The sequence below is a fragment of the Paenibacillus agri genome (genome assembly GCF_013359945.1).
In the GTDB taxonomy this organism is placed as follows: domain Bacteria; phylum Bacillota; class Bacilli; order Paenibacillales; family Paenibacillaceae; genus Paenibacillus_AQ; species Paenibacillus_AQ agri.
On sequence record NZ_JABWCS010000214.1, the window covers coordinates 45,374 to 66,886 of the forward strand.

20 protein-coding genes are annotated in these 21,513 nt (G+C 49.3%); all 20 read left to right on the forward strand.

From position 1 onward, the window contains the following. Window positions 1-5: 5 nt before the first annotated feature. A complete protein-coding gene (gene lepA, locus HPT30_RS18405; protein WP_175372816.1) occupies window positions 6-1,820 on the forward strand; it encodes a translation elongation factor 4 in 1,815 nt (604 codons plus the stop codon). 214 nt (window positions 1,821-2,034) lie between these two features. Continuing rightward, on the forward strand, window positions 2,035-3,207 hold the full coding sequence (gene hemW / locus HPT30_RS18410; RefSeq protein ID WP_175372817.1) for a radical SAM family heme chaperone HemW: 1,173 nt from the start codon (window positions 2,035-2,037) through the stop codon (window positions 3,205-3,207). Window positions 3,208-3,302: 95 nt separating this feature from the next. After that, the gene (locus tag HPT30_RS18415) at window positions 3,303-3,791 is read left to right on the forward strand and encodes an N-acetyltransferase (RefSeq protein ID WP_175372934.1); all 489 of its coding nucleotides are present in this window, start codon (window positions 3,303-3,305) and stop codon (window positions 3,789-3,791) included. Between the two features lie 221 nt (window positions 3,792-4,012). Beyond that, window positions 4,013-5,044, forward strand: coding sequence for a heat-inducible transcriptional repressor HrcA (hrcA, locus tag HPT30_RS18420; protein ID WP_175372818.1), 1,032 nt, complete (start codon window positions 4,013-4,015; stop codon window positions 5,042-5,044). Between the two features lie 48 nt (window positions 5,045-5,092). Further along, window positions 5,093-5,638 carry a nucleotide exchange factor GrpE gene (grpE, locus tag HPT30_RS18425; protein ID WP_175372819.1) on the forward strand — a complete coding sequence of 182 codons (546 nt, stop codon included), beginning with the start codon at window positions 5,093-5,095 and terminating at the stop codon, window positions 5,636-5,638. Between the two features lie 159 nt (window positions 5,639-5,797). Next, complete coding sequence (dnaK, locus tag HPT30_RS18430; RefSeq protein ID WP_175372820.1) at window positions 5,798-7,642, forward strand: molecular chaperone DnaK; 1,845 nt, start codon at window positions 5,798-5,800, stop codon at window positions 7,640-7,642. Between the two features lie 162 nt (window positions 7,643-7,804). Further along, entirely contained in the window at window positions 7,805-8,929 is a 1,125-nt protein-coding gene (dnaJ, locus tag HPT30_RS18435) for a molecular chaperone DnaJ (RefSeq protein ID WP_175372821.1), read from the forward strand. Between the two features lie 153 nt (window positions 8,930-9,082). Continuing rightward, window positions 9,083-9,442, forward strand: coding sequence for a hypothetical protein (locus tag HPT30_RS18440; protein ID WP_175372935.1), 360 nt, complete (start codon window positions 9,083-9,085; stop codon window positions 9,440-9,442). 45 nt (window positions 9,443-9,487) lie between these two features. Continuing rightward, window positions 9,488-9,667, forward strand: a complete 180-nt coding sequence (locus tag HPT30_RS18445; protein ID WP_175372822.1) for a YfhD family protein — start codon at window positions 9,488-9,490, stop codon at window positions 9,665-9,667. 103 nt (window positions 9,668-9,770) lie between these two features. Next, a complete protein-coding gene (locus tag HPT30_RS18450) occupies window positions 9,771-10,460 on the forward strand; it encodes a 4'-phosphopantetheinyl transferase family protein (RefSeq protein WP_175372823.1) in 690 nt (229 codons plus the stop codon). A 58-nt stretch (window positions 10,461-10,518) separates the two neighbouring features. Next, entirely contained in the window at window positions 10,519-11,301 is a 783-nt protein-coding gene (locus tag HPT30_RS18455) for an N-acetyltransferase (RefSeq protein ID WP_175372824.1), read from the forward strand. 54 nt (window positions 11,302-11,355) lie between these two features. Then, a complete protein-coding gene (locus HPT30_RS18460) occupies window positions 11,356-11,730 on the forward strand; it encodes a hypothetical protein (protein ID WP_175372825.1) in 375 nt (124 codons plus the stop codon). Between the two features lie 149 nt (window positions 11,731-11,879). Beyond that, window positions 11,880-12,440, forward strand: coding sequence for an RNA polymerase sigma factor (locus tag HPT30_RS18465; RefSeq protein ID WP_175372826.1), 561 nt, complete (start codon window positions 11,880-11,882; stop codon window positions 12,438-12,440). Continuing rightward, window positions 12,400-14,061 carry a DUF4179 domain-containing protein gene (locus HPT30_RS18470; protein WP_175372827.1) on the forward strand — a complete coding sequence of 554 codons (1,662 nt, stop codon included), beginning with the start codon at window positions 12,400-12,402 and terminating at the stop codon, window positions 14,059-14,061. Before HPT30_RS18465 ends, HPT30_RS18470 begins: the two co-directional genes overlap by 41 nt. A gap of 157 nt (window positions 14,062-14,218) precedes the next feature. Next, complete coding sequence (locus HPT30_RS18475; RefSeq protein ID WP_175372828.1) at window positions 14,219-14,797, forward strand: DNA-3-methyladenine glycosylase I; 579 nt, start codon at window positions 14,219-14,221, stop codon at window positions 14,795-14,797. Between the two features lie 98 nt (window positions 14,798-14,895). After that, the gene (gene prmA, locus HPT30_RS18480) at window positions 14,896-15,948 is read left to right on the forward strand and encodes a 50S ribosomal protein L11 methyltransferase (RefSeq protein ID WP_175372829.1); all 1,053 of its coding nucleotides are present in this window, start codon (window positions 14,896-14,898) and stop codon (window positions 15,946-15,948) included. Between the two features lie 2 nt (window positions 15,949-15,950). After that, on the forward strand, window positions 15,951-16,634 hold the full coding sequence (locus HPT30_RS18485) for a site-2 protease family protein (RefSeq protein WP_175372830.1): 684 nt from the start codon (window positions 15,951-15,953) through the stop codon (window positions 16,632-16,634). Window positions 16,635-16,790: 156 nt separating this feature from the next. Then, window positions 16,791-17,555, forward strand: a complete 765-nt coding sequence (locus HPT30_RS18490) for an RsmE family RNA methyltransferase (protein WP_175372831.1) — start codon at window positions 16,791-16,793, stop codon at window positions 17,553-17,555. 3 nt (window positions 17,556-17,558) lie between these two features. Beyond that, window positions 17,559-18,893, forward strand: a complete 1,335-nt coding sequence (gene mtaB / locus HPT30_RS18495) for a tRNA (N(6)-L-threonylcarbamoyladenosine(37)-C(2))-methylthiotransferase MtaB (RefSeq protein WP_066364304.1) — start codon at window positions 17,559-17,561, stop codon at window positions 18,891-18,893. Between the two features lie 272 nt (window positions 18,894-19,165). Further along, window positions 19,166-21,388 (forward strand): translocation/assembly module TamB domain-containing protein, encoded by a 2,223-nt coding sequence (locus tag HPT30_RS18500; RefSeq protein WP_246317251.1) that lies wholly within the window; start codon window positions 19,166-19,168, stop codon window positions 21,386-21,388. Window positions 21,389-21,513 lie beyond the last annotated feature (125 nt).

Genomic DNA, 21,513 nt, shown 5'->3' on the forward strand with positions numbered 1-21,513 from the left:
AAGGAATGACTGACGTACAGAAAAGACAACAACAAATCCGCAATTTCTCGATTATTGCACATATAGACCATGGTAAATCGACCTTGGCTGACCGCATTTTGGAATATACGGGCGCGCTGACCTCCCGTGAAATGCAGGAGCAGGTACTCGATCAGATGGATCTGGAGCGCGAGCGCGGGATTACCATCAAATTGCAGGCCGTTCGTCTGAGCTACAAAGCTGACGACGGTGAGGAATATTTGCTCAATCTGATTGACACACCGGGACACGTCGACTTCACCTATGAGGTCTCCCGCAGTCTTGCCGCCTGTGAAGGTGCGCTGCTGGTTGTGGACGCGGCACAAGGGATTGAGGCTCAGACCCTAGCCAACGTCTATCTGGCGCTGGATAATAATCTCGAGATTCTGCCTGTCATTAACAAGATCGATTTGCCGAGTGCCGACCCTGAGCGGGTCAAGCAGGAAATCGAGGATGTCATCGGCCTGGATGCCAGTGAAGCCGTACTCGCTTCCGCTAAAGCCGGGATCGGTATCAAGGAAATTCTGGAGCAGGTCGTCAAGCAGGTCCCGGCGCCAACAGGCAACTCGGCAGATCCGCTGAAGGCACTGATTTTCGACTCCCATTACGATCCGTACAAAGGCGTTATCGTCTATGTCCGCGTCATTGACGGCAGTATCCGTGCGGGCTCGAAGATCAAGATGATGGCTACCGACAAAACCTTTGAGGTTATTGAGGTGGGCGCGTTTATGCCTCGCATGACTATTGTGAAAGAACTGAATATCGGCGATGTAGGCTTTATCGTGGCTGGTATCAAGCATGTCGGAGATACCCGTGTCGGTGATACGGTAACGGATGCGAAGAATCCGACACCAGAGCCATTACCGGGTTACCGTAGAATCAACCCGATGGTCTATTGCGGTCTTTATCCAATCGAAACATCGGATTACAATGATCTGCGTGAGGCGTTGGAGAAGCTGCAGCTTAATGACGCATCGCTCAGCTTTGAGCCGGAAAGCTCAAGCGCACTTGGCTTCGGCTTCCGTTGCGGCTTCTTGGGTCTGCTCCATATGGAGATCATTCAGGAACGGATTGAGCGCGAGTTCAATCTGCCGCTGATTACGACGGCGCCAAGCGTTATCTACCGGATTATGCTGACAAGCGGGGAAATGATCCAGATTGACAACCCGTCACACTATCCGGAAATTGGCACTATCGATTACGTGGAAGAGCCGTATGTCAAAGCAGCAATCATCGTTCCGAATGATTATGTAGGTACGGTAATGGAGCTTTGCCAGAACAAGCGCGGCGAGTTCGTGAATATGGAGTACCTGGATTCGAATCGGGTTACAATCACTTACCAGATTCCGCTGTCCGAGATTGTATATGACTTCTTCGACCAGCTTAAATCGGGCACGAAGGGTTATGCATCCTTTGACTATGAGATTTCCGGCTACCGCCGTTCGAATCTGGTCAAGATGGATATCCTGCTCAACAACGAGCAAGTCGATGCCTTGTCCTTTATCGTGCACCGCGACCGCGCCTACAACCGCGGACGCATTATCTGTGAGAAGCTGCGCGGCATCATTCCGCGTCAGATGTTCGAGGTGCCGATTCAGGCGACAATCGGAACAAAGGTTGTTGCGCGTGAGACCGTTAAGGCGATGCGTAAGAACGTCCTTGCCAAATGCTACGGCGGTGATATTTCGCGGAAGCGGAAATTGCTGGAGAAGCAGAAGGAAGGTAAGAAGCGCATGAAGCAGGTCGGCAGCGTAGAGGTGCCGCAAGAAGCGTTTATGGCGGTACTCAAGATCGACGAGTAGGCTGCTGTAATCACATCGAAGCTGCTTCATTTATAAGAAAACAATCCTGTAAGGGAAGCCGTCAGGCTTCCCTTTTCTGGAGATTCGAAGGTTTAAACCTATATGAGAAACGGGTACCCACCTCTTCATAGAGGAAGGCGGAGCCGTTTCTTCTTACTTTTTAAGATCAGGCGATCCTGCCCTGACATCATTCGATAGAATAAAGGAGACAGCTATGACAACCCAAACCCACGGCCGTCCCCCTGAGGCTGTATATATTCATATCCCTTTTTGCACGAACAAGTGCTTTTATTGTGATTTCAATTCCTATGTCCTGAAGGACCAGCCCGTAATGGACTATCTTCGTGCACTGGACCAGGAAATGGAGCAGACTGTTGCAATCACTCCGCCCGGCGTGATCCGTTCAATCTTCGTGGGCGGCGGAACGCCGACTGTGCTGAAGCCAGACGAGATGGCTTATTTCCTGGCTTCTGTACGGAGACACTTTCCGAATTGGGCCGATGATATCGAGTTCTCAATGGAAGCCAACCCTGGCACTACCGACATCGACAAGTTAGCCGTGATGAAAGAAGGCGGAGTTAATCGGGTCAGCTTCGGTGTACAGGCTTTCCAGAACGAGCTGCTCACCGGAATCGGCCGCATTCATAATGTAGACGATGTCTATCGCAGTTTGGAGAACGCGCGTGCTGTAGGTCTGAACAATCTTTCCGTAGACCTGATGTTTGGCTTGCCTAACCAAACTGTTGATATGCTGGCTGAAAGTGTCCGCAAAGCACTGGAGCTGAACCTGCCACACTATTCCATCTACAGTCTCAAGGTGGAGGAGAATACGCTTTTCCATACTCTCTTTAACAAGAATAAGCTTCCGCTTCCTAATGAAGAGGATGAGCTGCAAATGTATCTGCTTCTGATGTCGAAGATGGAAGAGGCCGGATACGGGCAGTATGAGATCAGTAACTTTGCTAAGCCGGGTATGGAAAGCCGTCACAATATTACCTACTGGCGTAATCAGGATTACTACGGACTTGGTGCAGGTGCACATGGTTACGTGGGCCGCAACCGGCATATCAACATCAAAGGCGTTAATCCATATGTTGAAGCTGCTAGCAAAGGCCTGCCTCGTCTGGACTCTTATCCGGTAACGCCGGAAGAAGCGATGGAAGACTTTATGATGGTGGGCCTGCGGATGCGCGAAGGAATCTCCGATGCATCATTCCAGGCACAATTTGGGCAATCCATGGAGGACATATTTGCCGGTTCACTGCATAAAATGCTGAATGCAGGTCTGCTTGAGCGAGTGGGCGACGGCTACCGTCTCAGCAAGCAGGGCGTGCTGTTTGGCAACGATGTTTTCGGCGAATTTGTCGGTGCACTGACAGAGGTTTAATTTTAAAATAACTCTTGAATTCAAATTCACCTTGTTGTATATTTATTCATATTATCAACGAGGGGTGAATTAGAGTGCTTGCCAAACCGGAATTAATGCCGAATGTTTCTGCTAAGGCGGAGACAGGGGCTATATGCAGAAGTGCCACAGTGGAAGATGTTGAACCACTGTTTCAGATGATAGAAGAATATGCACAGAGTGGTATTATGCTGCCCCGATCCCGGCAAGCCCTGACCCGCCAGATCGACCAATTCGTCATTGCGGAGATTGATGGCAGATTCGTCGGTTGCGGCTCGCTCTGCAAGCTGGGTAATGACCTCGTGGAGATTCGTTCGCTGGGGCTGCGTCCTGAATGCAAAGGCAAAGGGATCGGTTCCCTGATCGTGGATAAACTGACCGAGGAAGCCAGACGGCAGAAGATTCCCAAGATTATGGCACTGACCTATGCGGTCGATTTCTTCCTGAGAAACGGATTTACCATCGTTGAGAAGGAGATCTTCCCGGAGAAGGTATGGACCGATTGTGTAAATTGTAAAAAGCAGCACGCCTGCGATGAAATAGCCGTTCTTAAAATGCTGAACTGACTTGACTTTTGTCAATGTCGGTTCGGTGTTTTTTTTCAAACCATACATGATCAGTATCATAAAGAAGAATACCATGACGTAGCGAAAAAAAGCGGATGCCCAAGATGCTGAACTGACTTGACAATGTTAATGTCAGTTTGGTATTTTTGTAATAGTGGTTAGCACTCATCTGAGTCGAGTGCTAACGAATCAGAAACCGCAGGCGGACAGGAGGGAATGTCATGTTAACCGATCGCCAGAGAATGATACTGAATGCAATTGTGGACGATTATATCTCTTCGGCTGAGCCGGTAGGCTCACGCAGCATTTCTAAGCGGGGCGATGTAGGATACAGTCCTGCTACCATCCGTAATGAAATGGCCGACCTGGAGGAACTGGGCTATCTTGAACAGCCTCATACATCGGCAGGACGAATTCCATCTCATAAGGGATACCGCTATTATGTGGATCATCTGGTACCTTGGAATTCTGCCGAAATCGCTGAGATGGGGACGATCCGTACATTTTTCGCTGAGAAGCTGAATGCAACGGAACAGGTCATCCAGCATGCGGCTATGATTCTTTCTAATATGACGAATTACACTTCCATCCTTCTGGGACCGGAGGTTTTTCATACTTCACTACGCCATTTTCAATTGCTGCCTCTGGACGACAAGACCGCTGTAGCGATCATTGTCACCAGCACGGGGCAGGTAGAGAACCGTACGGTTAATATTCCGCCGGAGATTTCAATCTCCGAGATCGAGAAGGTCGTTAATCTGCTCAACAGCAAGCTGAAGAATGTGCCGCTTTACAAGCTGAAGACCCAGCTCTACACCGAGCTTGGCCAGGAAATGCAGCGCCATATCTCTCATTATGAAGAGCTGATGAAGATGCTTGATACCGCGCTCGACAGTGAGAATGAGCAGCGGATCTATCTGAGCGGGGCCACGAATATGCTGACCCAGCCAGAATTTAAGGATGTCGACAAGGTTAAGCACATTCTGGATCTGCTGGAGGAGACGCCTACGCTGCTCAAGATGATGTCGCCCGTGCCAGGCGGACCTGGCATTCAAGTGCGGATAGGAACGGAGAACGATCATGAGGCCTTTGCGAATTGCAGTCTTATTACAGCGACTTACTCCCTGGACGGCCAGGCGCTAGGCAGCATTGGTATTCTCGGTCCTACCCGAATGGAATACGCGCGGGTAATGGGCATCTTGGGCATTTTATCCCGAGATTTGACAGCGATGCTGGCACACTGGTATAAGTGAACAGAGCCATATTGATTTTCGTGATGATTTTAAGGAGGTGAAGACAACTTGAAAGAGGAACAAGTTCAAGATCCGAATGAATTGAATGAAGAACAAGCAACTGAGGAAACTGTCTCGGAGGCCGGTACTGTATCGGCAGAAGAAGCCGGGGATGCAGCTCGTCTGCAGACGCTGGCTGATGAATTGCACGGGCGTGTACTTCGTGTACAAGCCGATTTTGACAATTTCCGCCGCCGGACCCTGAAAGAGAAAGAAGAACTGGCTCAGTACGCTACTTCTAAGCTCATCAACGAATTGCTTCCAGTTCTGGACAATTTCGACCGGGCCTTGGCAACAGCACCTACAAGTCCAGAGATTGAGGCGTTCACGAAAGGCGTGAACATGATTTTCCGTCAACTGGATGGGGTATTAAAGTCAGAGGGACTTACAGCGATGGAATCGGTGGGCCAGCCTTTTAACCCTGAATATCATCAAGCTATTATGCAGGTGGAGAGCGAGGAGCACGAAGAGGGTATCGTGACGGAAGAGGTCCAAAAGGGCTATCTCCTGAAGGATAAAGTCCTTCGTCCAGCCATGGTCAAAGTCAGCATGTAGTTTGTCTATATAAGCGGGAAAAGCCTTGGCCCGCGAAGTGAAGCAGCCCGCACCATTTGCGGTCAGCCTGCTTCTTTGAATCAATGGGATTTGGTACACATAAAGAGGAAAATTTAAACGGGGCATAAGCTCCGTTACATTTTGAGGAGGCAAATTACAGTGAGTAAAGTTATCGGTATTGACCTTGGAACCACCAACTCTTGCGTAGCCGTTATGGAAGGCGGCGAAGCCGTTGTTATTCCGAATCCGGAAGGCGCACGCACAACCCCTTCGGTTGTAGGCTTCAAGAAAGACGGCGAGCGTATCGTCGGTGAAACGGCTAAACGCCAAGCGATCACCAACCCTGATCGTACAATCAGTTCGATTAAACGGCATATTGGTACGAACCATAAAGAAAGCATCGATGCTAAAGATTACTCTCCACAAGAAATCTCGGCTATGATTCTGCAAAAGCTGAAATCCGATGCAGAAGCTTATCTTGGCCAAACCGTTACTCAAGCGGTTATCACTGTTCCTGCTTATTTTAATGATAGCCAACGTCAAGCAACCAAAGATGCCGGTAAAATTGCGGGTCTGGAAGTTCTGCGTATCGTGAACGAGCCAACTGCTGCAGCTTTGGCTTATGGCCTGGAGAAATCCGAAGATCAGACAATCCTTGTCTATGACCTTGGTGGTGGTACGTTCGACGTATCTATCCTTGAACTGGGCGATGGTTTCTTCGAAGTAAAAGCTACAAGCGGCGACAACAAGCTTGGTGGCGATGACTTTGACGAAGTAGTTATGAATTACCTCGTAGCTGAATTCAAGAAAGAACAAGGCATCGACCTGAGCAAAGATAAAGCGGCTGTACAACGTCTTAAAGACGCTGCTGAGAAAGCGAAGAAAGAACTGTCCGGCGTACTGACAACTACAGTATCCCTTCCGTTCATCACTGTCGTTGACGGCGTACCTCAGCACTTGGAGGTTAACTTGACCCGTGCTAAGTTCGATGAGTTGACTGCTGGCCTGGTAGAACGTACTTTGGGCCCAACACGTCAAGCATTGAGCGATGCAGGCATGACTCCTGCTGATCTTACAAGAATCGTACTCGTAGGCGGATCTACACGGATTCCTGCCGTACAAGATGCCATTAAGAAACTAACTGGCAAAGAGCCTCACAAAGGCGTTAACCCGGACGAAGTGGTAGCCCTTGGTGCTGCTGTTCAAGCGGGCGTTCTGACAGGTGACGTTAAAGACGTAGTCCTGCTCGACGTAACTCCATTGTCCCTGGGTATCGAAACTGCGGGCGGCGTCTTCACGAAGATGATCGAGCGCAACACAACGATTCCTACAAGCAAATCTCAAGTGTTCTCAACCTTTGCTGACAGCCAGCCAAGCGTAGAAATTCACGTTCTGCAAGGTGAGCGTCAAATGGCGAACGGCAACAAAACACTGGGTCGCTTTACGCTTAACGAGATTCCACCGGCACCACGCGGTGTACCACAAATCGAAGTTACTTTTGACATCGATGCGAACGGTATCGTGAACGTATCGGCTACCGATAAAGGCACCAACAAGAGCCAGAAGATCACCATCACTTCTTCCAGCGGCTTGAGCGATGCTGAAGTTGAACAAATGATGAAGGATGCCGAGCTGCACGCTGAGGAAGACCGTAAGCGTAAGGAACTGGTAGAAGCGAAGAACAACGCTGACCAACTCGTGTACTCCACTGAGAAAGTAATCAAGGATCTTGGTGACAAGGCCGATGCTTCCGAAGTTGAAAAAGCTAATGAAGCTAAAGAAAAGGTAAAAGCGGCTATTCAAACCGACAACCTCGAAGAAATCAATGCAGCTACAGAAGCTTTGAACGAAATCGTTCAACAGTTGTCCGTGAAGCTGTACGAGCAAGCAGCAGCTGAACAAGGCGCTGCCGGCGGAGAAGGTGCTCCTGAAGGCGCGTCTAAGAGAGAAAATGTGGTAGATGCTGATTATGAAGTTGTTGACGACGAGAAGAAACAAGGGTAACCTTAGACGATAAGTGTCGTAAGTGGGGGAAGGTCAAAACCGGGGCATCCCGTGTTTTGGCTTTCCTTTTACATGTAACAGGGATAAGTGTATGCACCGTCTGAAACGATAGAGGAATAGTATGAATTGTCGGGCGGAATTAGAGGTACGGAGGTGAATGCAGTGGCAGATAAACGCGATTATTATGAAGTGCTGGGCCTTGGAAGAGACGCTTCAGACGATGAGGTCAAGAAAGCCTATCGTAAGCTGGCCCGCCAGTATCATCCGGACGTGAACAAAGCCAGCGATGCCGAGGCTAAATTCAAGGAAGTGAAGGAAGCCTATGACGTTCTGAGCGATGGTCAGCAGCGTGCAAGATATGACCAGTACGGCCATATCGATCCTAACCAGGGTATGGGTGGCGGCGGCTTCAGTGGTGGCGGAGACTTCGGAGGCCTGGGCGATATCTTCGATATGTTCTTCGGCGGCGGCGGACGCCGTGATCCTAATGCTCCGCAGCGCGGTAGCGATTTGCAGTATACAATGACCATTGAGTTCAAGGAAGCGGTGTTCGGCAAGGAAACGGATATTACAATTCCACGTACCGAGGACTGCGACACTTGCTTTGGTTCCGGTGCTAAGCCGGGTACGAAGCCTGAGACTTGTTCGGTCTGCCGCGGTAGCGGTCAGCAGGAGTTCGTGCAGAATACCCCACTTGGCCAAATGCGCAACCGTCGTCCATGCTCAAATTGTAGCGGGACCGGTAAAGTCATTAAAGAGAAATGTACCACTTGTGCCGGCAACGGTAAGGTGAAGAAGCAGCGCAAGATTCATGTTCGCATTCCAGCTGGTGTTGATGACGGCGCACAACTGCGTATGACCGGTGAAGGCGAAGGCGGTTTACGGGGCGGCCCTGCGGGCGACCTGTACATTGTCATTCGTGTGAAGCCGCATGATTTCTTTGAGCGCGAGAACGATGATATTCTATGCGAGGTACCGCTTACCTTTGCTCAGGCAGCACTCGGTGACGAGATTGAGATCCCGACTTTGACTGAGAAAGTGAAGCTCAAGATCCCAGCCGGGACGCAAACGGGTACTTTCTTCCGTTTGAAGGGCAAGGGCGTACCACGCTTGCGTGGTAACGGCCAGGGTGATCAGCACGTCAGAGTCATCGTAGTAACGCCAAGCAAGCTGAGCGAAGAGCAGAAAGACTTGCTGCGCCAGTTCGGAGCCCTCAATGGAGAGAATACGCATGAGCAGGAGCAATCTTTCTTTGACCGTGTGAAGCGTGCGTTCCGTGGGGAATAAAGCATATCGTTTCTAATATAAAACAGCAGGCTGGAGGATAACCTCCGGCCTGCTGTTTTTTTGTATTGGAATGGAGGCATAAACTCAAGGGAGTTAAGACAATATAACCTTAGCCGCATGCGGAGCTTGATTACAATGGAAAGCGGGGATATGATGCCGGAACGCTCTATTTTGTCCTATTTTAAAAGCCCGGAGGAAGCTGAGGGGGTCGCCAGAAAGCTACAAGCGCTGCGGGTAATTGAGCTCTCGATCGACCGCTTTAGCAAATATGGCGGGAACGGTCCGGTCCAGAGCATTAATCCGGTCACTGGGAATATTGCCGGCATGGCTTCAATGACTGCCGACCGCAGCCATACCGGCATTCTTGCGGCGGCGGATACCAGCGCCAGCGGGATGAGCCACGGGGGAGATGGCGGCCCCACGGGAAGAGATATTTTATTGACTGTAGTGGTGGATTCGGACTCGTATGACAGGGCGCTGCGTTTGATCGAAGAAGCTGGGGGCTTTATCTAAAACAATAGATAGCACGACTAAACCCGAAAGGATTGTGAGGCCACGATGGATCGAGAGAACTCCAAAATTTTCTCCAAGACAGACAAGCAGAAGATGTTGTACGAAGCTAAATTGGAGGATGTTGAATTCTCAGCCGCAGAAGCAGATCATGATGATTTGGAAGCTCAGGAGCGGTCACTGGAAGCTGATAAACGGCAGCTGCACGAGATTTTGAAGAAAAAGTAAAAGAAAATATTAGAAATTGCCCCACTTGATGGGGCTTTTTTGCGTGTTCGGGGTGTATAATCAAAGGAGTAGTGCTCAATAAACATAAAGCTGGGTGATGATATTGTCGCAAATTGTACTATTGGAAATACCCGGTAAGCTGGACAGTAATACATATGAATTCTGGCAGTCCAAAGTTTCGGTGCAACGCCGTAATGGGATTGGCAGATTTTTACGCCTTGAGGATGCTTACCGCTCCTTGTTCGGAGAAATTCTGGTCCGGACGGTGATTTGCCAGGAACTGGGTATTCCCAATCAGGAAATTCATTTTCAGAAGAATAAGTATGGAAAGCCACATCTGGAAGGCAAAGAGAACTTTTCCTTCAATGTCTCTCATTCGGGCAAGTGGGTGTCCTTAATTTATGGAACAGGCAGGCTTGGAGTAGATATCGAAGAGATCCGGCCTATCGATTTGACGATCGCGGAACGCTTTTTCTCAGACGAGGAATATGAGGATTTAATGCTGCGTCCGGAGGAAGCACGGACAGATTATTTTTACGAGATATGGACGTTGAAGGAGGCGTATGTAAAAGCGCTCGGTAGCGGCTTATCGCATCCCTTGACCTCATTCTCTGTACGTAAGCATCCAGATGGCTCAGTAGGGCTCTCTCCTGACGCTGGAAGCTACTATTTCAAAACCTATGCTATTAACAGTGCTTATAAGTTCTCCGCCTGTTCCAGTCTGGATGATCTGCCGGATCAGTTCGTGCTTCAGGATACCCAGAAACTCCAGCAGTTCTGGTTGAATAATTGAATTCGCTTTCATATTTGGATTTGAAAATCAAGCTATTGTGGGGAGGTGGTTTTTTGAGATGAGTGATACTGCCATTATAACGTTGAATAGTAACAATATTGAGCAGCAGCATATATGCTGTGCGATCTCGGACAAGAAGTGTGCGGAGGGAGTTAGGCTGAAGAAGGAATGGCTACAAGAACGTTTCCAGGAAGGGCTGCGATTCAAAAAACTGGATGTTAGGCAGAAAGTATTTATTGAATATCTTCCGGCGGATTACGCCTGGTGTCCGGTAGAGGCACCTGGTTATTTATTTATCAATTGCTTATGGGTAGCTGGTTCCTTCAAGGGGAAGGGACACGGCGCGCAGTTGCTGGCTGAATGCCTGGAGGAAGCGCAAGGAGCTAACGGCATTGTGGCCGTAACAGGCAGGACGAAGAAGCCGTATCTGTCAGACAAATCCTATTTTCTGCATAACGGTTTTCAGGTTTGTGACCAGGCACCACCTTATTTTGAGCTGGTAGTTCTGAAATTCAACGAGACTGCGCCAACACCGAAATTCAAGGCAACTGTACAGAGTCAAAAGGTGGAATTTTCGGAAGGATTACAACTGTTTTATACCGCACAGTGCCCATATACCAGCTATTATATAGGTGAGCTTGAGACAGGCGCGCAGGAACGCGGAATCCCTCTGCAGGTGCGCCGCATAATGTCTGCAGAAGAAGCGCAGAACGCACCCACTCCATATACCAGCTACAGTCTGTTCTATAAAGGACATTTCATTACGCATGAAATCATGACCCGGAACAAGTTTGAAAAATCGGTGGAGGGCTGGATCGAAAAGTATGGTCTTCCCGGCTAGCGTGCCGTATCCCTTGCTATCAGTGAATTTGTTGCAGAATCTGGAGGAGAGACAATGGACAACATCATATTATGGGGCGGACTCGTGCTGGTGATCGCACTACTCACCTATCTTAATCAAAAGCAGCGCTATTCCTCCAGCGTCAAGTTCGCCTACCGTGAACTGCGTGAGCTGGCGCAAAAGATTGGCGATGGTCAATCCTCTAACACTGATCTCAGCCGCTGGGAAGAGGCTTTGGCGGAGCTGGAGAAGCATCCCAATGAGTTCAACAAGCTGGAAAATGAGCTGGGGCTGCGTAGTACATTCGCTTCTTACCTGGAGCGGCATTATCCGCAAGATACCAGGCTTCCAGCTCTGCAGGAGGCCGCTGCGCACCGCAAGGACAGTGTCTGGGGAATCAGGATCGGCGATTACAATTCCAAGAAATAAGTGGCGGATGCTGTGGCATACATATCCCGGACCGATGGAGGGCAAGCAGACCGCTTGCCCTCTTTATTTTTTCTTTACATATTCTGAATGAACCTTTTGGGCGGCTCAATTGTTATATAGATATCCGAGATCAGAGAGGAGGGGGAACATTGGAGAGCAATCGGGAGCTATTCGAATCCTTTAATAGGGATGTGTATCGAACCTGCTACTACATGGTGCATAATGCGGCAGATGCGGAGGACCTGACACAGGAAGTATTCATTACGGTCTTCCGCAGCAATCGGAAACATATCGAGCATTTACGGGCCTGGATCATGAAAATAACAGTCAACCATTGCCTGAATCATTTGCGGCGGCGGCGCAGCCTGAATGAGAAGGTTGCAGATCATCCGTATATGTTCACTGGTAATGAAGATAAGCCGGTAGACCGGCTGGCGGAGGAACGGGAATCCGCAGTGGAATGGGCAGGGTACATGCGGCGTTTGCCGGATAAAATCAGGGCGGTAGTGACACTGCGTTACATGCATGATTTTAGTCTAGCCGAGATTTCCGGCTTGTTGTCGATCCCCTTGGGAACGACGAAATCCAGACTGCACAAGGGACTGCGATTAATGAAAGGCATTCTGCTGGAAGCAGGGGTGCACATAGAAGACAGGGAGGAAGAATCTTATGGACAAAATAGAGCCTACGCTAAAGCGTCAATTAAATAAGGATGAGAACGTACCTTATCCTGATTTTGAGAACATGTGGAACAGGATGGAAGAAGCCGGGCATACCTCAGTCGCGGTGGATTCTACACCGGCCAGTGTATCCACACGCCGCCACAGAAGCTGGCGCAGAATTGCAATGGCCGCTTCACTCAGTGCACTATTGGCTGCTGCTCCGGTGTATGCCGCCATTCATTACGACTGGGGCAACGTGTTGCGGGATAAAGGGGGACTTCAGGCAGTTCTGGATCAGAATATGGGTCAGCCACTGGGGCAGACAATCAGCAAAGACGGTGTTAAGCTAACGCTACGCACGGCGATTGTGGATGAGAACCGGACGGTCATTTTATACAATCTGGATGTCGGGAAACGTGCGGATACTGAGTTCTGGGATCTTAAGGGCATGAGCTTGAAGGATGAACATGGAAAGAATAGCGAAGGAGAATTTAGCTATTTGCAGTGGGATGAGAAGAATCAGAAATATAACGGTTATTTCGAGAGTGATTGGTCCCCAAAGCAGGATACGGCGAAAGTTAGGCTCACAGCGGATATTCTCCAGTTATACAGCCAGCAGGAAGTGGACTTGCAGCTAGACAGCAGTTCCGAGAAGGCACAGAGCTTCCAGATCGGCAAGGATGGCATGCAAAAAATCGAGGTCAAAGCGTTCAAGCAAGGTGCGGATAAGATCCTTTTCTCCTCGGCGATAATATTCGATCAAGTAGAAGCCAAAACCTGGGCTTATCCGATGATTACGCCGGTTGTGCAAGGAAAGACGCTGCACGCACTGTCTGGAAGTACCTATGGTCAGCCGAATGATAATGGCGATTATACAACCCAGCAATATTTTAAAAGCAGTGACTTGCCTGCGGGGCAGACGACTTACAAACTGCAATATACCAAGGTAGAAAAAAATATAGACGGACCTTGGGCATTTGATCTGCAGTTGAGTAAAAAGCAGATGGAGAGTGGAACGATCAAGACGGCGCTGGATCTTCCGCTAGAGCCTGGCGATGACAATCATATCATTGAGAAAATGGTGGTGACTCCTACCCAAATCCGGGTGGCCGTACGATCTAAGGTTAAAGGGTTCGCGGATATACCATATAAAAAAATGGCTCTTGAAGTAAATGGACGAACGCTTGAGGGCGGGTTGTTCCGTTCGCCCAAGGATGATCCCTATTTGATGAACTACAAGTTCGAGTTACCTTCCGATCTGGTAATCACCAAGGAGACGCCGATTACTTTTGTAGGCAAATATAAAGTTACAACCCATGAAGATGATAAGACACCGGTTCTCTTGACCGACATCTCTACTAAAAAGCAGACGTTGGACAGAGCGGTTGGTGGATATCCTGTTCAGTGGACGTACTATATGCGGGGTAATGACTTGTACGTAGAGACTGGAAGCGAGGATGCCCATTTTGGCGGTATCAACCAGACCCATATTAACCTTGGTAAAGACAGAATTCTTGGCAGACCAGTAACGGTCAACTTCGCCGGTGATGGCAACAACAAGGCTATTGATGTCTATAAGGATTTCAAACAAACAGAAGCCTCGCTATATATGTTCTACTACACGACCGACGAGCCGGACAAAGAGACCCGGGTGCAGCTGCAGCCTTAGTGTATTTAGGGAAAGTAATTCAAAATATTAACCTTATTTTAATGGGGAGAACCTTGTGTTCCTCCCTTTTTTTCGTATACATTAAGAGGACGTTGTCAAGGCAGGGCAAAAGAAGGAGTCTATGAGACACCACGATATTAAAGATAGAGAGGAGGAGATGACGATTAAAAGATGTGATTGGGTCACCGCTGATCCCTTGTATATTGCTTATCACGACACGGAATGGGGACAACCCTTGTATGACGATAGGGCGCTGTTCGAACTGCTGATGCTGGAGGGGATGCAGGCAGGACTAAGCTGGTACACGGTGCTGCAAAAGCGGGAGCGCTTCAGGATCGTGTTCGACGGTTTCGATCCCGAGAAGATTAGTGCTTATGATGAGTCAAAAATTGCCGAACTGATGCAGGATGCCGGGATTATCCGCAATCGGCTGAAGATCCTGTCCGTCATCAATAATGCGCGCGTGTATCAGGAAATTATCCGGGAGGAAGGCAGCTTTTCGAATTATTTATGGAGCTTTGTTGGCGGAACGCCTGTCCTAAATCACTGGAAGAGCAGGGCGGAAGTGCCTGCCAGCACCCCGCAATCTGATGCTATGAGCAGTGCGCTGAAGAAGAAAGGCATGAAATTCGTCGGCACCACCATATGTTATGCCTTTATGCAGGCTTCCGGCATGGTGAATGACCATACCCTGGATTGTTTCTGCAGGAGCCAGGACACGAGCCTACCGTTGTAAAAGTTTAATTCAGCGTCTCTATGCGTGCAGTTTGGCGCTCAGGCAAGGAGAAATGTTATACTGGTAATGTTCGCAAATTTAAGGAGGATTCCAACAAGATGTTATGGCATGAAGTAACGATACATACAACCGAAGAAGCGCAAGAAATGATATCTAATTTTTTATATGAAGCAGGCGCGGGCGGTGTTTCCATCGAGGAATCCGGCATACTGGGCAAAGTGCGGGATACCCGTTACGGCGAACTGTATGATGAGCCGCTGAATGATATCCCCGAAGGGGAAGCAGTAATTAAAGGGTATTACGCTGAGTCTGTGGATATGGATGAAGTGATTGCGGAGCTGACTCCCCGTGTAGAGGAACTGCGGGAATATGGCATTGATCCGGGCAAAGCTCTAATCTCCTGGAAAACTGTGGATGAAGAAGAATGGGCACATGCCTGGAAGCAGTATTTCAAGCCATTGCGCGTATCGGAGCGCTTGACCATCAAGCCGACTTGGGAAGAGTATACGCCGGAAAGTCCGAACGAAAAAATTATCGAGATCGACCCTGGCATGGCCTTTGGTACGGGCACACATCCCACGACAGCTTTATGCTTGCGGGCGCTGGAGAAGAATATCACTGGCGGTGAAGAAGTCATTGATGTCGGCACCGGGTCCGGCATTTTGGCGGTCGGCGCGATGCTGCTGGGCGCAGGTTCTGTGCTGGCGCTGGATCTTGATCCCGTTGCCGTGGAGAGCGCGGTGGAGAATGTGGCGCTAAATCGGCTTGAAGAGTCCATTACTGTAAAAGAAAGTGACCTGCTGTCGCTATTAGGTGGCGAAAAGGCCGCTGATACAGCGGCCGGAGACATGTGGCCATCGGCAAGACCAGAGGCTAATGCTCCTATACAGCCTGAAGTGAATCCTGCCGGGGATAGTCTTGGCGTTACGCTGCCAGTGCAAATTGTGGTGGCTAACATTCTCGCAGAGATTATCGTATTGTTCACAGATGATGTTTACCGGGCGCTGAAGCCGGGCGGCATCTACATTACCTCCGGCATTTACAAGGACAAGGAAGGTCTGGTGTCACAGGCGCTGACGGCGTCCGGCTTTGAGATTATCGAAATTACCCGTGAAGAAGATTGGGTGGCATTTACAGCCGGAAAGAGGTAAAGATGGATTTTTTGCGAAATTTTATTAGTATACCGCTTGAACAGTTACCGTTTTTTTTGATCACACTATTAATCGCATTTACGGTGCATGAATTTGCACATGCTTATTTTGCCAACAAGTTCGGCGATCCCACAGCACGGCTGCTGGGCCGCATGACGCTGAACCCTGCCGTTCATTTTGATTTCCTGGGCGTTATTTTGATGCTGTTGGTCGGTTTCGGTTGGGCGCGGCCCGTTCCGGTTAATCGGGACAACTTCAAAAACCCACGTCTGATGGGGATTATTGTGTCTATTGCAGGACCAATCAGTAACTTGTTGCTGGCGATTCTCGGAACGTTGATCTACGCGGCGCTGCTGGCGACGGGTACGATCGAAGCCATTACCAATGTTCGTTTGCTTCAGGCCGTGTATTTGTTCTTCGGTATGTTCATTCAGTGGAATTTCTTCCTGTTCCTGTTCAACCTGATCCCGCTTCCGCCACTGGACGGCTACCGGATTGTCGAAGATCTGGCCCCGCGTTCGATCCGCGGGCGGCTGCAGCAGTATGAGCAGTGGGGAAGCCTGATTTTCCTGCTGATTCTATTTATTCCGGCATTGAGAGCGTACACCATTACTCCGCTGCATATTTGGGGCGATCAAATGACCCGAAGTTTTCTAAAGATGTTCCTCTGGATGTTCGGCAGCTAAAGCCGGGCAATAAGGCTGGTCACAGCATGGCAAACGTTGTATGATGGTTTTTGGCGTTAAGACGGCTTATCATGTTGCGCCGGATGGCGGGGGCCAGCCTGCAGAGGCAGGACCAATGTCCCCCGGCGCCTGAATAACGGACAGGATGTTGATACGATGCAGCGATATTTTGTGACGCCGGAGCAGTTCAGCGGCGATACCGTAACTATCGGCGGCGAGGATGCTCGCCATATCGCCAAGGTCATGCGCGGCAATGAAGGGGACAAGCTGATTGTCAGCGATGGGTCCTCCCGTGAAGCCTTGGTTGAAATTGTTCATATTGAAATTGGAGAAGTTACAGCGAATGTAGTGGAAGTCCTGGAAATGACGCATGAAGCGCGCGTCAAGATTACAGTAGCCCAAAGCCTTCCTAAAGGTGACAAGATGGAGACTGTGATCCAGAAATGTACTGAGATCGGTGCTGTGTCCTTTCAGCCGTTTCTGTCAGAACGCACCATTGTGCAGTATGACGAACGCAAGGAAGGCAAGCGTCTGGAACGATGGCGCAAAATCTGCAAGGAAGCCGCAGAGCAGGCCCACCGGAACATCATTCCTCCGGTAGAGCCTCCAGTATCCTGGAAGCTTTTGCTGCAATCGTTTGCGGAATATGACGCCGTGTATTTTTGCTATGAGAAGGAAGAGGGTCTGCAATTGCGCAGCGCCGCGGCTCCAAAGCTACAAGCCTTGAAGGACCAGTCTGCTATCAAAATAATGGTGGTGGTTGGACCAGAGGGCGGCTTTACAGTCGAAGAGGCCGCTAAAGCTGAGGCATCCGGTGCCGTGCCTGTGGGTCTTGGACGACGAATCCTGCGCTGCGAGACGGCAGGGATGGTAGCTGCAGCATGCCTGTTATATGAATCCGGAGAAATGGGGGGAGCTTAAGAGATGTCATCCGTAGCGTTTTATACGTTGGGTTGCAAAGTTAATTTCTATGATACCGAAGCCATCTGGCAACTGTTCAAAAATGAAGGTTACGAGCAGGTGGATTTCGAGGGTACCGCCGATGTGTATCTGATCAATACTTGTACTGTTACCAATACTGGTGATAAGAAGAGTCGCCAGATGATCCGCCGCGCTGTACGCCGCAACCCTGAGGCTATCGTAGCCGTTACAGGCTGCTATGCGCAGACGTCCCCAGGGGAGATTCTTGATATTCCGGGTGTCGATCTCGTGATCGGCAACCAGGACAGGGATCAGATCATGACGCATGTGAAGAACATTCAGGAATCGCGCCAGCCGGTGAATGCGGTTCGCAATATCATGAAGACCCGTGAGTTTGAGGAGATGGACGTACCGGCCTTTGCTGACCGGACACGGGCGTTCCTGAAGATTCAAGACGGGTGCAATAACTTCTGCACCTTCTGTATAATTCCCTGGTCGCGCGGACTGTCGCGCAGCCGTGATCCGAAGAGCATTGTGACTCAGGCACATCAGCTTGTGGAATCCGGTTACAAGGAATTCGTTCTGACCGGTATTCATACCGGAGGCTATGGGGATGACCTCGATAACTATCGTCTGTCCGATCTGCTCTGGGAGCTGGACAAGGTGGATGGACTGGAGCGCGTGCGGATTTCTTCCATTGAAGCCAGTCAGATCGATGAGAAGCTGCTAGAAGTGCTGAACCGTTCCTCCAAAATGTGCCGTCATCTGCACATCCCGCTGCAAGCCGGACATAACCATGTGCTGAAGACGATGCGCCGGAAGTATACAACCGAAGAATACTACGCCAAAATGCAGCTGATTCGTCAGGCCATGCCGGATGTCGGCATTACAACTGACGTCATTGTCGGATTCCCGGGAGAAACCGATGAAATGTTCCGTGCCGGCTATGACTTCATGAAGGCGGTCAATTTCTCGGAAATGCACGTATTTCCGTACTCCAAGCGGACAGGTACACCAGCTGCTCGCATGGACAATCAGGTGGATGAAGAGATCAAGAATGCCCGTGTGCAGGAACTGATTGACTTGTCCGAGGAAATGCAACTGGCGTACGCGCAGAAGTTCGTTGGCCAGACGCTGAATGTGATTCCCGAGCGGTCTGCGAAGGATGCTCCGGGCCGGAGTACACAGCATGGCTTCAGCGACAATTATTTGCAGGTCTTCTTTGAAGGTGATGATTCCCTGCAAGGTGAGCTGTGCCAGGTGAAGATCACGCAAGCAGGCGTCAATGAATGCCGCGGCGAGCTGGCTTCAGTGAAACAGGCGAGCCTATCGATATAAAAATTGTAGACACAAAAGCCAAACAGCGATTCCTCAGTTTATTCGGAGTGGCTGCTTGGCTTTTTTATGTTATTGGATTGTCTTCGGCAGTTAAATTTCGCATAAGGCGATGGAACTGCTTTTAACGGAAATTTTATAGTCATAAAGTCCTGAATTGTGAATTTAAGCCTCCATAATTTCAGAAAGAGTAAACACTTCGATGCAAAATGTCGATAGTAGTGGAAGAGTGTGGGAATACATCCCTGGGACAACATTAAAACAGAAGGAGAGAAATGATGACTGTGAATAGAAAAATGACGAAGCTGCTCCTCATCTTTGCATTGCTGGCTACCGTGGTATTCCCGGCAAGCGTCTTTGCGGAGAAGGGAGATATCAACTCGATTGAGTTTGAAAGCTCGGCCAAGCTGGATCTGGTTGTAGGGCAGTCACCGAAACAGTTGAGAGTGTTCGCCAATGTGGAAGGGTCTACCTCCAAAAAGGATGTGACGGGCGCAGTAAGCTGGAGCTCCTCGAATACTGCTGCCGTTAAGGTTGTGAATGGTCTTGTGACCCCGCTCGACAGTGGTACAGCTACAATTACTGCCATTTATAATACTGCGTTGACTACTATTGAGGTCTCGGTTACTCATCCGTTTAAAGACCTGAAGATTGAACATAAAGAGGGCATTTACAAGCTGGGAGACAGTGAAGAGAAACGGACAATCAAAGCAACGGTACTTGGTGGAAAGTCCATTACCGAAGCGACTGATGTTACAAAAGATGTTGAATGGTCCAGCTCTGACAGCAGTGTATTGACGATATCGGAAGGTAAAGTCAATCTTCTGAAAGAGGGCAAGTCCACCATTACAGCAAAATACAAAGGTTTGACAGCTACATATAAGGCTGAAGTAGAAGTTGCTTTTACCGAGATTGAAATTAAGCAGAACGGTAAAGTAGTCAAGGATGTTGAGACCCTGATCGGGGACAGTTCTATCAAATTGACAGCGTTCAGCAAAACGGCTGCGGTATCGGAATCAGAAGATTTGACTACCAAGGGAGACTGGAGTTCCTCCAATCCGGCTGTAGCTACAGTCAAGGATGGAGAACTCAAAGTTCTGGCTACAGGTAAAACAGTGATTACGATCACAAACCTCGGCGTTAAAGCTACAGTAGACGTCTATGTCCGCTCGCCATATGAAGCGATTCTATTGAGTCCTTCCAAGGATCAGACGCTGTTCATGGGCGAAGTGCTGGATGTAAAGGCTGAGGTAAGAGATGCAGCTAACTCTACGCTGAATGTATCCCTGAACGCTACCTGGACATCCAGTGATCAACTGGTAGCTACAGCCAAACCCGAAGCAGACGCTGCGGACATTACGGCTAAGGGTGTGGGAGACTCTACCATCAAAGCGGAGTATAGAGGCGTTAGCAGAGATATTAAGGTAAAAGTGCTGCCAACGATTACTGCATTGTCTATCGAGAAGACCGAGCAAGAGTTGTTCAAGGGCGACACGCTGGGTCTGCCAAAAGTAGACGGAACCAAACTCGACGGCTCCAAGATTGATCTGAGCCAAGAGGTGGAATGGACTTCCGGTAATGCAGAAATCGCTCTGATTAAGGACGGTAAGATTGAAGGTAAATCTGCAGGGACTGTCACTCTGACCGGTAAAATTAAAGAGGGCGGCGTCACCGCTTCCAAAGCAGATATCCGCAACAAGAGCGTGGAACTGAAGCTTACGGTTCAGGATAAAGTGCTGGTACTGATCGGACCTGAGGACAACCTTGTGGTGGTTACCGGTGAAGAGAAGGCTATGCCTTCGGTAAGAGCGGTTATGGAGAACGGCGACGAGCGTGAGACCTCGGATAAGATCAAGTGGGAGATTTCTGGCACGAATGCCGTACTCAAGACAAGCGCAAGCGGTCAAACCATTAAAGGACTTACTAAAGGCAGTGCGAACCTGAAAGGGACGTATGCCAACAAGACTATCACAATCCCGGTAACTATTGAGCAGAAGATTACCAAGATTGTGGTTGAGCCGGCTTCACTGGATTTGAACATCAAGAATAGCAAGACGGTTAAAGTAACGGCTTATTATTCCAACGGAAAAACAGGCAACCTGTCCAGCAGCATCAAATGGGAATCCAGCAATCCTGCAGCGGCTACGGTGACTGGCTCTTCCGTAAAAGCGATCGCTGAAGGCACGACTACACTGAAAGGCTCCTATCAAGGCATTGATATCAGTCTGAAAGTCAACGTGATTCCTAAGCTGACCAAACTGACAGTGAATGAAACACGTCTCCAACTGGCCCCGGGTGCCAAGCAGACGGTAGTGGTTACAGCTCTGTATGATACTGGTAAAACAGTTGATGTGACAGGTCTTGTAGCTTGGACCAACTCGAAGCCATCGGTAGCCAAATGGTCAATTGGCAGTATTACAGGGGTGGCGAAGGGATCGACATCCTTTAAAGGTAAATTCGACGGTAAGACTGTAACGGTCTCTGTAACAGTTAAGTAATTGCAGCATTATGCTAAAAAATAGTTAGAAGACGGAAAGAACTGCAAGCCTATATCGGGCCTTTGCAGTTCTTTTTTGGTAACATGCATTTTTCTTCTTTGTATTAGATGAAAAGGCCCAATTGA